The organism is Streptomyces sp. CB01373 (genome assembly GCF_002803075.1).
GTDB lineage: Bacteria > Actinomycetota > Actinomycetes > Streptomycetales > Streptomycetaceae > Streptomyces.
The window spans coordinates 4,893-16,822 of sequence record NZ_NNBK01000009.1; the positions used below are offsets into that span (position 1 = coordinate 4,893).

The following is an 11,930-nucleotide window of genomic DNA, read 5'->3' on the forward strand; positions in this document are numbered from 1 at the left end:
CCGGCCGGACGAATACGCGCGGACGTCAGCCGTTGACGCAGGCGTTGCCGAACGTCGGGTTCAGCACGCCGATGACGTCGATGCTGTTGCCGCAGACGTTGACCGGGACGTGCACGGGAACCTGGACGACGTTGCCCGACAGCACGCCCGGGGAGTTGGCGGCGCCGCCGGTCGCGCCGCTGCTGGCGGCGGCGATGCCGGCACCACCGGCGACGGCCGCGGCGGCGACGGAGGTAAGGACAAGGCCCTTGGCGATACGCGACATGGAGAAGTGCTCCTTGGGGTTGACGCAAAAACACCCGGGCGGGATGCCCGGCGCTGTGTCAACGCGCGGCGCTCCCGCGAGTTGTGCCGCCAAATGAGTGATATCGAAAGTTCCGGGGCATGCGGGCGGGTTGCGCGCCGGGGGGCACGGGGGCGCGCCAAGGGCGGGCGGCCGACGGCACGTCGGGAGTGGGGACGCGACCGGATCGCGGCGGGCCGGGTCTGAGGGCAGGGCGGGGCAGGGCCACTGTCAGGGGCAGCCACAAGTCAGGGTGGGGGCCGGCAGCAGGCCAGGGGCAGGAACGGCGGCAGGCTGGGAGCGTGATGGAGCGGGGCCGCGGGGCGCAGTGGCACCAGCGGCAAGCCGGGGCGCGGGTGGTGGCACGCCGGGGACAGGCCCGCAGCGGGGCCGCGGCGGGGCTGGGCCGCGGGCGGCCCAAGGCCGGGAATCGCGCGAGGCAACAGCACCCGACGTCCGCGACCAGCGGCAAGTCAGAGCGAGGGAGATAGCACACTGGGGGCAGGGACGCAGCGTGGTCGGGCCGAGGCCGGGCGTGGAGTGGGGCCAACGGCACGCCACACGGCGGAACCGACGGCGAGCCGGGACGGGGACCAGCGGCACGCCAGGAGCACCGGACCCAGTGGGGCCGCGGCTAGCCAGTGCCAGCGCCTCGGGCATGTCAGCGCCTCAAGCAGGCCAGCGCCCAGGCAGGCCAGGACCTCGCGCAGAGCTGGGCCGATGGTGGTCGCTCCTGGCGTCAGCAAGACACACGCCCGGCCCGGCAGCAAGGCCCGCGCGACGGCCGGCAGCGAGGCAACCGCGTCAGCTGTCTGCAACCACCACGACCGAAGTCCGCAAGGCCTCCGCGCCAACCGACTGCAAGACCACCCCGGCGGAAGTCAGCAAAGCCACCGCCCCAGTCGGCGCAAAGCAACCGCGCCAGTCGGCTGTAGAGACGCAAACGGGTGCCGGACGTCGTGTCCGGCACCCGTGGGGGCCGATGCGGTGGCCCGTGGGTTCAGCTCTGGCGCTGAGTCGCCGTGCGGCCGCGGCGGTAGAGGAACGCGCCGCCGGCGATCAGGGCCGCGCTGGCGGCCGAGGACGCCACCAGGGCGCCCGTGCCGGTCTCGGCAAGCTGCGGGGCCGCGTCGGGCGTGCCCTCCTCGAAGGACGCCGGAGCCGGCAGGGTCTGGGCACGCTGGGTCTCTGGCGTCGCCTCGTCCACCTGCGACGGGGTCCCCGCGTCCGGCGTGGCCTCAACCGGCGTCTGCGCCGGTGTCGTCGGCGTCGCCACAGGCGGCACAGTCGGCGTCGCCACAGGCGGGACAGTCGGCGTCGGCGTCGCCACAGGCGGCAGAGTCGGCGTCGGCGTCGCCACAGGCGGCAGAGTCGGCGTCGGCGTCGCCACAGGCGGCAGAGTCGGCGTCGGCGTCGCCACAGGCGGGACAGTCGGCGTCGGCGTCGCCACAGGCGGCGGCGTGACCCCGGGTGTCGGCACCGCGGTCGGCGCCGAGCCGTTGGCGCAGTGGTTACCGAACGCGGGGTTCAGCAGCGCCACCACGTTCACGGTGTTGCCGCAGACGTTGACCGGCACGTGCACGGGAACCTGGACGACGTTGCCCGAGAGCACGCCCGGGGAGTTCGCGGCGGCACCGTCGGCGTGCGAGTCGGCCAGGGCGGGGCTGCCGTACAGGGTCAGCATGCTCGTCGCGGCGGCGGCCGCGAACACTCCCCTGCTCAGAGTCTGTCGCAATCTCGTTGTCTTCCTGCTTGCAGCCACTCGCTCCGAGCGGCTTGAAGAAGTGGGAAGGCCGGCCTTGGGCGAGAGATCGGTGTCCAAGGCCGGCCGTGACACAGCCGGTGCGGCTGGGTGCGCCGGACGGTCAGCCGTTGGCGCAGACGTTGCCGAACGCCGGGTTCAGCAGCGCGATGACGTTGACGGTGTTGCCGCAGACGTTGACCGGCACGTGCACGGGAACCTGGACGACGTTGCCCGAGAGCACGCCCGGGGAGTTCGTGGCGGTACCCGCGGCTCCGGAGTCGGCGAAGGCGGGGCCCGCCATGCCCAGGGCCACGATGGCGCCGGTGACGACAGCAACGCTCTTCTTCATGAATTGTTCCCTTCTTGGGGTCGATGCCCCGATGGCGGTCTGAAACCGAGTGAACACAACCGATACGGTCGTGATGCTGAACGAGGAATAGCCGTAATGGAAAAACGCGGAACGTGAGTCGCCGAGCACTTCACTCGTTTGACCCGCGCGACCATACGATTCACCCTCGACTGCATTGTCTGGAAAGGGTTCTTCGGAAAGGTACGGGCAGCCCCCGGCAAAGCGGCGGGCCCTGGGCGGACCTGATCCGGTTCAGCTCCCGGTACTGACGGAGAGAACCGACAGGTCGTCGCCGATGGCGAGCGCCGCGGGAGCGGCCGCCACCGGCATACCGGCGACGGGGGCGGCGGCTGCCGCGGCGACCTTTGCCTTCTTGAGCACTGCCCGTTCCTTTCCTCGTAGCGACGCACGTCCTACGACTTCATCAACCCGGTGCGGCATGTTTGGTTGCGGGGGTTCACCCGCTTGGACCCCATCGCATTCAAAACTGAGGAAAATCACGGGAGTCCAAAAAACACACAAGCAGTCCGGATCGTCGACCGGCGGAGTGTTCAGTGCCGCGGTGGTGACGGCTCCGGATGAGGGCGTACGTGCTCCGGGGCATTCCTGGGCCGGGGCGCCGTCGGCAAATCACGAGAGCGCCCGATGGGGGAGGAAACGAGGACGAGTGCGGCCAGCGGTACACCGGCCGTCGTGGTTCCCAGCCATCCGCCGAGCAGAGCACCCAGCGGGATCGTTCCGTAGTTGAGGAAAGCCGCGCTCGCCGTGAGACGTCCGAGGAGTTCCGGCGGGCAGTAGCGCTGCTGGAAGCTCGCCGGTCCATGCCGCGACCGGAACCACGGAGAACAGCAGGAAGGACACCGCGGCAGCGGTCAGCATGACACCGGCTTGCGCCGCATCCGGTCCACCCGGGCTCCGACGGGGAGACCGATAATCAGCCACGGCAGCCAGGCCGAGGCGCTCAGTACCCGAGCCCCCTCGCCCGGCTCCGCCGCGGGCAGGGGCTGCTACGACACCACGTCCTTGCGGGCGAACCCGCGGAAGGCCAGGGCGAACAGCACCAGCGCGTAGCTGACGGAGACCGCCGTGCCCTGGATCATGCCGGACCACTCGGCGTGCGGCTGCACGGCGTCGGCCCAGGCGTACTGCCAGTGCGCGGGCAGGAAGTCGCGCCAGTGCCCGAGGGCCGTGACGGCGTCCAGGACGTTGCCCACGATGGTCAGGCCGACCGCGCCGCCCACGGCGCCAAGGGGCGCGTCCGTCCTGGTGGACAGCCAGAACGCCAGGGCCGCGGTGACCAGTTGCGACACGAAGATGTACGCCACGACCACCAGCAGCCGCTGCGCGGCGGTCCCCGCGTCGAGCGCGCCGCCGGTGGGTATCCGCAGTGGGCCCCAGCCGTAGGCGGCGGTGCCGACGGCGAGCGCCACCAGCGGCAGCAGCACCATCGCGGCCAGGCTGAGCCCGAGTCCGACGACGAGCTTGGACCACAGCAGCCGGGCCCGCGGCACGGGCGCGGCGAGCAGATAGCGCAGGGAGGACCAGCTCGCCTCGGAGGCGACGGTGTCACCGCAGAACAGCGCCACCGGGATCACCAGCAGGAAGCCCGCCGAGACGAACAGGTTCACCGCGGCGAAGTTGGCGGCGGACGCGGTGGCCGTGTCCATCAGCGTCACCCGGTCACCGCGGCCGCCCGGACCTCCGCCGATCGCGAAGGCGACGGCCAGCACGAAGGGCAGCGCGGCCAGGATGCCGCCCATGACCAGCGTGCGGCGCCGCTTGAACTGCCGCACCAGCTCCACTCGCAGGGGCAGGGTGCGGCCCGCCCGGTAACCGGAGGCGACCTCGGTGCTCTCGGCGAGCGTGCTCATGCGGAACCTCCGATCAGGGTGAGGAAGGCGTCTTCGAGCCGGCGGTGGGGGCCGACCGCGACGACGGGCACCTCCAGGCGCACCAGCTCCGCGACCAGGTCCTGCGCCGTGCCGCCGGTCTCCAGGCGGACCAGGAGGCCGTCCTCGGTGCGCAGCGCCGAGGCGACGTCCGGCAGGGCGGACACCTTCTCCACGACCGGGTCCTCCACCGGGGTGGCGGTCCCCACGAGCAGCGTGTCGCCGGAGCCGACGATCTCGCCGACCGGACCCGCCTGCACCAGACGTCCCCGGTCCATCACCACCAGGTGGGTGCAGGACTGTTCGACCTCGGAGAGCAGATGGCTGGAGACGATCACCGTGCGGCCGCCGGCCGCGTAGCGGATCATCACCTCGCGCATCTCGCGGATCTGGGGCGGGTCGAGGCCGTTGGTCGGCTCGTCCAGGATCAGCAGGTCCGGCAGGCCGAGCATGGCCTGCGCGATCGCCAGGCGCTGGCGCATGCCCTGCGAGTAGGTGCGTACGGCACGGGCCAGGGCGTCGCCGAGGCCGGCGATCCGGAGGGCCTCGTCCAGGTGCGCGTCCTCGGGCGGGCGGCCGGTGGCCCGCCAGTACAGCTCCAGGTTCTCCCGGCCGGACAGATGGGGCAGGAAGCCGGCGCCCTCGACGAAGGCGCCGACCCGCGACAGCACGGGCGTGCCCGGCCGTATGGCGTGGCCGAAGACGCGGATCTCGCCGTCGTCCGGCTGGATCAGGCCCATCAGCATGCGCAGGGTGGTGGTCTTGCCCGCGCCGTTCGGCCCGAGCAGGCCGAGGACCTGGCCCTTGTCCACCTGGAACGAGAGGTCCCGTACCGCGATGGGGGTCCCCCCTGCTCGAGCGAAGCCGAGAGCTTGGGGGAGGTCGGCCGACTTCGCGTAGCGCTTGCTCAGCCCTGTGATCCGCAGCGGGACGTCGGCCAGTTCCGGGTCGGGCGCGGGCGCGGCCGTGCGGCGGCGGGCCGTCAGCAGCACGGCGAGCGCGACCGCGGCGCCGGCGAGCGGCAGCCACCACACCCAGGCGGGCAGCGGTGCCGCCGTGGTGGTCACGCCCGGGGCGGTCGGCACCTTCAGGTCGCTCTTCAGGCCGACGGTGTACGTCGCCGGGGCGGCCGGTGAGGCGTAGCCGAGGTCGGTGGAGGCGAGGACCAGGCGGAGCCGGTGGCCCTTCTGCACCTCGTGGTCGACGGCCGGGAGGGTGAGGGTGACGTCCTTGCCCGCCTTGGCGCCCTCGACGCGCACGGGGGTCACGAGCTGGGAGGGCAGTACCGGCTGCTGCTTGCCCGGTCCGACGTCGTAGAGCTTGGCGAAGAGCACCGCGTCGTCGGCGGTCGAGGTGACGTGGACGGTCACCGTGGGCGATCCGGTGACGCGCAGGCCGGCGCCGAGGGGTGCGGAGTCGAAGCGCGCGTACTGGCCGGGGAAGTCGAGGGACACCCCGACGCCCAGCGAGGAGAGCTGGGACAGTCCGCCGGAGCCGCCGAGGCCCGGCAGGGCGGACACGGCGGGCGGGTTGGCCCCGGCGGGGTTCTCGAAGCGCCGCTCGCCTCCGCGCAGGGCGATGGACCGCTGCACGCCTTCGAGGCCCGGGTACGTGCTTCCGCTCGCGCCCCGCAGCAGGGCCCTGCCGTCGGTGGAGTCCACGCCTCCGGTGCGGGTGACGCGGAAGACGGGGCCGGTGTCGGTGTTCTTGTCGCCCTTGAGGTAGCGGTCGAACCAGGTCTTCACGCGCGCCTGGACGCGGCTGGTCTCCATGTCGCCGCCGTCGTGGCCGCCCGCGATCCAGTCGACGTCGACCGGGGCGCCGTTCGCGCGGATCGCCGTGGCGGCGGCGTCGGCCTGGCCGAGCGGGAAGAGGGAGTCCGTCTGGCCCTGCACGAGCAGGGTCGGCACCTTGATGCGGTCGGCGACGGCGGACGGCGAGCGCTCCTGGAGCAGTGCGCGCGCCTCGGCGTCCGGCTTGCCCGACTCGGCGACCCGCTCGTACATCCGGCACAGCGCGGGCTCGAACTTCGCGCATCCGCCGCCGGAGTTGACGAAGGCGCCCGCCCACAGCTTCTTGAAGACGCCGCCCGGGAAGAGCGCGTCCGCGAGGTTCCAGTAGGTGATCGCCGGGGCGATGGCGTCCACCCGGTGGTCGTATCCGGCGGCGAGGAGGGAGATCGCCCCGCCGTAGGAGGCTCCGGCCACGCCCACGCGCGGGTCGCCGGGCCCGTCGAGCCGCACCTCGGGCCGCCGCGCCAGCCAGTCGATCAGCCTGGAGACGTCGGCGACCTCGCCCTTGGGGTCGTTCAGCCCGATCTTTCCGGTGGATCTGCCGAAGCCGCGCGCCGACCACGTCAGCACCGCGTATCCGTCCCTGGCGAGATCCTGGGCCTGGCGCCGTACGTCGTCCTTGCTGCCGCCGAAGCCGTGTCCGAGCAGGACGGCGGGGTGGCGGCCGGGCGTGGCCGGGGTGAAGTACGAGGTGTCGACGCGCACCCCGTCGCCCATGGCCAGCACCTGGTCGGCGCGGTGCACCGGGGGCGGGTCGTCGGAGGCGATCGCCGTCCACGTGCCGGCGCCGGCCAGCACGACGACGGCGGCCCCGGCGGCCAGCAGGCGCCGGGGCCTCCGCAGCAGCCCGCGCAGTCCGGGCGGTCGAAGATCCATGCCCTCCACGGTACGGGCCGCCACCGACAGCCGAAGCCGCCGCCGGACCGAACCTCCGCACCTCCTCGGGGAGTACGGGGCGGCCGCGGTGTACCGCGTTCGCGGTACGCGGCGGCGGCTCCGACCCCCTAGGGCCGGGCGTCCTCCGGGATGGACACCAGCCAGCGGGTGTCGCGGCGGGGACGGAGGTAGAGGGCCCAGTAGAGGGTGGCGACCGCCATGATGCCGCCGGTCAGCAGCAGGTAGGTGATGTCCTGCCGGCTGAGGATGTAGGCCAGGAGTGCGATGAGCAGCACGGGCACGGCCGGCCACAGGGGCATGCGCCACGCGGGCGTGTGCTTGTGGGAGCCGCGGCGGGCCAGCAGCGCGCCGACCGCGACGAGCAGGTACATCCCGGTCACCGAAACGCCCGTGACGCCGTACAGGGTGTCCAGGTTGACGAAGCACAGCAGCGCGCCGGGCACGCCCACCGCGAGGGTGGCGACCCACGGGGAGCCGAAGCGGCCGAGCCTGGAGAAGGCCTTGTTGACCGGCTCCGGCCAGGCCTTGTCGCGAGCGGAGGCGAACAGCACGCGGGAGTTCTGGATGACCATGACGATGCCGGCGTTGATGATCGCCAGGGCCACGCAGAGGGATAGGGACGGTGCCCAGCTCAGAGTAGCAGCAGGCCACAAAGATCCACAGCATGTGATCGTCAGTGCCGTGGCGGTGCAGGTGCGAACCCGATGACGAGGCCGTCCGCATATCGGACGGCCTCGTCATCGCCTGCGGCGACGGCCGGGGGACGACGGCCGGGGATCTAGACCGTCAGGCCTCGCGCCGGTCAGTGGTTGCGCGGGAACCCGAGGTCCACGCCCGCGGGGGCCTCGGACGGGTCCGGCCAGCGGGTGGTGACGACCTTGCCGCGGGTGTAGAAGTGCGTGCCGTCGTTGCCGTAGACGTGGTGGTCGCCGAAGAGCGAGTCCTTCCAGCCGCCGAAGGAGTGGTAGCCCACCGGCACCGGGATCGGCACGTTGACGCCGACCATGCCGGCCTCGATCTCCAGCTGGAACCGGCGGGCCGCGCCGCCGTCCCGGGTGAAGATCGCCGTGCCGTTGCCGAACGGCGAGGCGTTGATGAGCGCCACACCGTCCTCGTAGGTGTCCACGCGCAGCACGCACAGCACTGGGCCGAAGATCTCGTCCTGGTAGGCCTTGGCGCTGGTGGGCACCTTGTCCAGCAGCGAGATGCCGACCCAGTGGCCGTCCTCGAAGCCCTCGACCGTATAGCCGGTGCCGTCCAGGACGACCTCGGAGCCCTCGCTCGCGGCGTTCTCCACGTACGAGGCCACCTTGTCGCGGTGCGCCTTGGTGATCAGCGGGCCCATCTCGGAGGACGGGTCGCTGCCGGGGCCGATCTTGATCTTCTCGGCGCGCTCGCGGATCTTCTCCACCAGCTCGTCGCCGATCGCGCCGACGGCGACGACGGCCGAGATGGCCATGCAGCGCTCGCCCGCCGAGCCGTACGCGGCCGAGACGGCGGCGTCGGCGGCCGCGTCCAGGTCGGCGTCCGGCAGCACCAGCATGTGGTTCTTGGCGCCGCCGAGGGCCTGCACGCGCTTGCCGTTCGCGGAAGCGGTGGTGTGGATGTAGCGGGCGATCGGGGTGGAGCCGACGAAGGAGACCGCCTTGACGTCCGGGTGCTCAAGGAGGCGGTCCACCGCCACCTTGTCGCCGTGGACCACGTTGAAGACGCCGTCGGGCAGCCCGGCCTCGGCCAGCAGCTCGGCGATCCTCAGGGAGGCCGACGGGTCCTTCTCGCTCGGCTTCAGCACGAAGGTGTTGCCGCACGCGATGGCGATGGGGAACATCCACATCGGGACCATCGCCGGGAAGTTGAATGGCGTGATGCCGGCGACCACGCCCAGCGGCTGCCGGATCGCGGCCACGTCGACGCGGGTGGCGACCTGGGTGGACAGCTCGCCCTTGAGCTGCACGTTGATGCCGCAGGCCAGGTCGACGATCTCCAGGCCGCGCGCGACCTCGCCGAGCGCGTCGGAGTGCACCTTGCCGTGCTCGGCGGTGATCAGCTCGGCGATCTCGTCGCGGTGGGCGTCCAGCAGCGCGCGGAACTTGAACAGGATCGAGGTCCGCTGGGCGAGCGAGGACTGCCCCCAGGTCAGGTACGCGTCCTTCGCGGCGGCGACCGCGGCGTCCACCTCCTCCACGGAGGCGAACGCGACCTTGGTGGTGACCTCGCCGGTCGCCGGGTCCGTGACCGGCCCGTACGTCCCCGAGGCGCCTTCGACGGTCTTCCCGCCGATCCAGTGGTTGACGATCTTCGTCATGCCCGGTTACTCCTTCACAGATGGCGGCGACGGGTCAAAACGTGCCGTGCGTACAGCTCATGTGCCGTGACCCGCGACAAGCGCGCCGCGGTCCCGGCCACAGGTACATCCCACCAGGCCTGCGCGGAAGGCGCGCCCGACACTGTGTCTGCGGTTTCCGTCTCCATGTAGACACATGTGGGAGTGTCCGCCGCGCGGGACGCGGCGGGGACGGCGCACGGATTCCGCGCTCGGGCGGAGTGCGGCCTGCCGCCGCCCCGCGGTGGGCTGTCGGGACCTCCGGCGCGGGGCCGTAGCGGGCGGGGAGTCGACGCTCGCACTTCGCTCCTGCCAGGGCGAAGCGGCATCCCGCGCCGGAGGCGTTCTGTGCCCGTGCGGCACGAGGCACGTGCGGGTCTGCGCCCAGCGTGCCCGTAGCGCTCGGGTGAGGGAACTCTTGGTCCGCCGGGCTGCCGCCGCGCAGGCGGGCACGGCCGCGCGGTGATCGGGTCGCACGCCATCGGCTGCCCTCGGCCTCCCTTCACTCCCCCGGTTCTAGTGCCGGGCACGGACCCCTGTCAATGGTTTGTCCGGACATACGGACGACAGGGTCGGCGTGCGGCCGCGTAAACCCCATGGCAGGTAAGTCGCCTGCTTCAGCTCTGTCACAAAAACCTCCGCCGTGTCACACATGTCGCGAGTACGCGGGTCCTCGGTCACACCCGGCCGACAGCCGCTTGCCGGTGCGCGGTCGGTCTCGTTCACCGACCACAGGCTTGGAGATCGCCAGCGCAGCGCCCGGCTCCCCCGACGGCCTCTCCGGCCGCCGCCGTGGTGCGCGCGGGGAGGTGCACGTCATGACCGACCGAAGGCTCTGGTCGTACAAGGAGATCGCGGCGCACATCCGGGTGCAGCCGGACACCGTGCGGTCCTACCGCAAGCACGGGCTGCTGCCGCCGCCCGACCATGTGGAGGGCGGCAGGCCCTACTGGTACGCCGACACGGTCCGCGCCTGGGTCGCCGCCCGGCCCGGCAACCGCGGACGCAGAGCCGACTGACCGACGGCCGTCGCACCGGTACGGCGGTGCCCCACGCGGGGTGGGGCACCGCCGTACCGGCTCAGCTCCACGGTTCGATGACGGTGACCCCGGATCCCGGCGCCGTGCCCATCGCGGCGAGCGCGTCCGGGACCGCCGCCAGCGGGATGGCCGATGTCACCAGCAGGTCGGGGCGCAGCACTCCGGCCCGCACCAGTTCCAGCATCTCTGGATAGGCGTGCGCGGCCATGCCGTGGCTGCCCAGGAGTTCGAGTTCCAGGGCGATGGCGCGGGCCATGGGCACCGGGGTGGTGCCGTTCGCGGAAGGCAGCAGGCCGACCTGGACGTGGCGGCCCCGTCGGCGCAGGCCGTTCACCGAGGCGGCGCAGGTGGCGGGCGAGCCGAGCGCGTCGAGCGAGAGATGGGCGCCGCCGCCGGTCAGCTCGCGCACCCGCTCCGCCGTGTCCTCGACGGCGGACGCGTCGACGCAGTGGGCGGCGCCGAATTTCCGGGCCAGGTCCAGGGCCCGGGCGAACACGTCCACCGCGACCACCCTGGCCCCCGCGGCCGCCGCGATCATCACCGCGGACAGGCCCACGCCCCCGCAGCCGTGCACGGCGACCCAGTCGCCGGCGGCCGCCCGGCCCTGCTGCACGACCGCGCGGTACGCGGTGGCGAACCGGCAGCCGAGCGAGGCCGCCGTGGCGTAGGACAGGCCCTCGGGTACGGCGACCAGGTTCACGTCGGCGTGGTCGAGCGCCACGTACTGGGCGAAGGAGCCCCAGTGCGTGAAGCCCGGCTGGGTCTGCCGCTCGCACACCTGCTGGTCGCCGGCCGCGCAGGCGGGGCAGGTGCCGCAGGCGCAGACGAAGGGGACGGTCACCCGGTCCCCGGGCCGCCAGCGGGTCACCCGGGTGCCCACCTCCTCGACGGTCCCGGCGAGTTCGTGCCCGGGCACGTGCGGCAGCGTGATGTCGGGGTCGTGGCCCTGCCAGCCGTGCCAGTCGCTGCGGCACAGGCCGGTCGCCTCGACCCGCACCACGACCCCGTGCTCCGCGGGCCTCGGGTCGGCCACCTCGCGCACCTCGGCCGGCTCCCCGTACCGCTCGAACACCACAGCCCGCATCGCCGTCTCGCTTTCCGCCCGGTATCTCCGCGGCCCACCGCCGCCGGCGAAACCGTAGTACGCGGGCACATCCCGGACGCGGGGGGCCTGCCTGGTCCCGCCTCCCGCCGACGCCGTGGCCCCTCGTGTCACTCCGTTGCCGGTGACGGCGCGGCGACCCGGCCGCGATTCCTTGGAGGAATACCCCCTAGGGGTATAGTGTCGACAAGTGGAGGGCCCGATGGCCTCCCCGCGACCCACATGCCCCACCCGCCATGACGAGGAGAACGACATGACCATCCAGACTGGCACTCCGAACACCGTCACCACCGTCTACAAGGTGAGCGGGATGAGCTGCGGACACTGCGAGGGCTCCGTGTCCGCCGAGCTCTCCGAGGTGACCGGTGTCAGCTCGGTGAAGGCCGTCGCCTCCACCGGCGAGGTCACCGTCGTCTCCGCCTCCCCGCTGGACGAGGAGGCGGTGCGCGCCGCCGTCGACGAGGCCGGCTTCGAGCTCGTCGGCCAGGTCTGACGAGGGCCGGTCCACCA

Annotated in this window: 10 protein-coding genes and 4 pseudogenes; 2 read left to right on the forward strand and 12 right to left on the reverse strand. The window is 72.5% G+C overall.

From position 1 onward, the window contains the following. Nucleotides 1–25: 25 nt before the first annotated feature. The 11 genes and pseudogenes from CG719_RS15200 to CG719_RS36440 form a co-directional block, all read right to left on the reverse strand. Nucleotides 26–265 carry a chaplin gene (locus tag CG719_RS15200; RefSeq protein ID WP_100569164.1) on the reverse strand — a complete coding sequence of 80 codons (240 nt, stop codon included), beginning with the start codon at nt 263–265 and terminating at the stop codon, nt 26–28. Nucleotides 266–1,283: 1,018 nt separating this feature from the next. After that, a complete protein-coding gene (locus CG719_RS37355; RefSeq protein WP_234375596.1) occupies nt 1,284–1,994 on the reverse strand; it encodes a chaplin in 711 nt (236 codons plus the stop codon). 154 nt (nt 1,995–2,148) lie between these two features. Continuing rightward, entirely contained in the window at nt 2,149–2,376 is a 228-nt protein-coding gene (locus tag CG719_RS15210) for a chaplin (RefSeq protein WP_100569166.1), read from the reverse strand. Between the two features lie 252 nt (nt 2,377–2,628). Beyond that, complete coding sequence (locus tag CG719_RS37150; RefSeq protein ID WP_324838203.1) at nt 2,629–2,757, reverse strand: hypothetical protein; 129 nt, start codon at nt 2,755–2,757, stop codon at nt 2,629–2,631. A gap of 170 nt (nt 2,758–2,927) precedes the next feature. After that, a pseudogene (locus tag CG719_RS36430) lies at nt 2,928–3,191 on the reverse strand (MFS transporter); the annotation flags it as partial. Between the two features lie 192 nt (nt 3,192–3,383). Further along, on the reverse strand, nt 3,384–4,247 hold the full coding sequence (locus CG719_RS15220) for an ABC transporter permease (protein ID WP_100569167.1): 864 nt from the start codon (nt 4,245–4,247) through the stop codon (nt 3,384–3,386). Further along, nucleotides 4,244–6,934, reverse strand: a complete 2,691-nt coding sequence (locus CG719_RS15225) for an alpha/beta fold hydrolase (protein WP_199836648.1) — start codon at nt 6,932–6,934, stop codon at nt 4,244–4,246. The genes CG719_RS15220 and CG719_RS15225 overlap by 4 nt, the downstream gene beginning before the upstream one ends. Before the next feature lie 128 nt (nt 6,935–7,062). After that, nucleotides 7,063–7,572: pseudogene (locus CG719_RS15230) on the reverse strand (amino acid permease); the annotation flags it as partial. Between the two features lie 185 nt (nt 7,573–7,757). Next, nucleotides 7,758–9,260: a CoA-acylating methylmalonate-semialdehyde dehydrogenase gene (gene mmsA / locus CG719_RS15235; protein WP_100569168.1), complete on the reverse strand. Its 1,503-nt coding sequence runs from the start codon at nt 9,258–9,260 to the stop codon at nt 7,758–7,760. A 14-nt stretch (nt 9,261–9,274) separates the two neighbouring features. Further along, nucleotides 9,275–9,466 (reverse strand): annotated as a pseudogene (locus CG719_RS36435) (3D-(3,5/4)-trihydroxycyclohexane-1,2-dione acylhydrolase (decyclizing)); the annotation flags it as partial. A gap of 47 nt (nt 9,467–9,513) precedes the next feature. Next, nucleotides 9,514–9,651: pseudogene (locus CG719_RS36440) on the reverse strand (5-deoxy-glucuronate isomerase); the annotation flags it as partial. Between the two features lie 445 nt (nt 9,652–10,096). Here CG719_RS36440 and CG719_RS15250 point away from each other — a divergent pair. Beyond that, entirely contained in the window at nt 10,097–10,297 is a 201-nt protein-coding gene (locus CG719_RS15250) for a helix-turn-helix transcriptional regulator (protein ID WP_100569385.1), read from the forward strand. Between the two features lie 61 nt (nt 10,298–10,358). On the opposite strand, the gene CG719_RS15255 is transcribed toward CG719_RS15250, so the two are convergent. Further along, nucleotides 10,359–11,402, reverse strand: a complete 1,044-nt coding sequence (locus CG719_RS15255) for a zinc-dependent alcohol dehydrogenase family protein (RefSeq protein ID WP_100569169.1) — start codon at nt 11,400–11,402, stop codon at nt 10,359–10,361. A gap of 271 nt (nt 11,403–11,673) precedes the next feature. Between CG719_RS15255 and CG719_RS15260 the strand changes: the two genes are divergently transcribed. Continuing rightward, nucleotides 11,674–11,913 carry a heavy-metal-associated domain-containing protein gene (locus CG719_RS15260; protein ID WP_100569170.1) on the forward strand — a complete coding sequence of 80 codons (240 nt, stop codon included), beginning with the start codon at nt 11,674–11,676 and terminating at the stop codon, nt 11,911–11,913. The last annotated feature ends 17 nt before the right edge of the window (nt 11,914–11,930 follow it).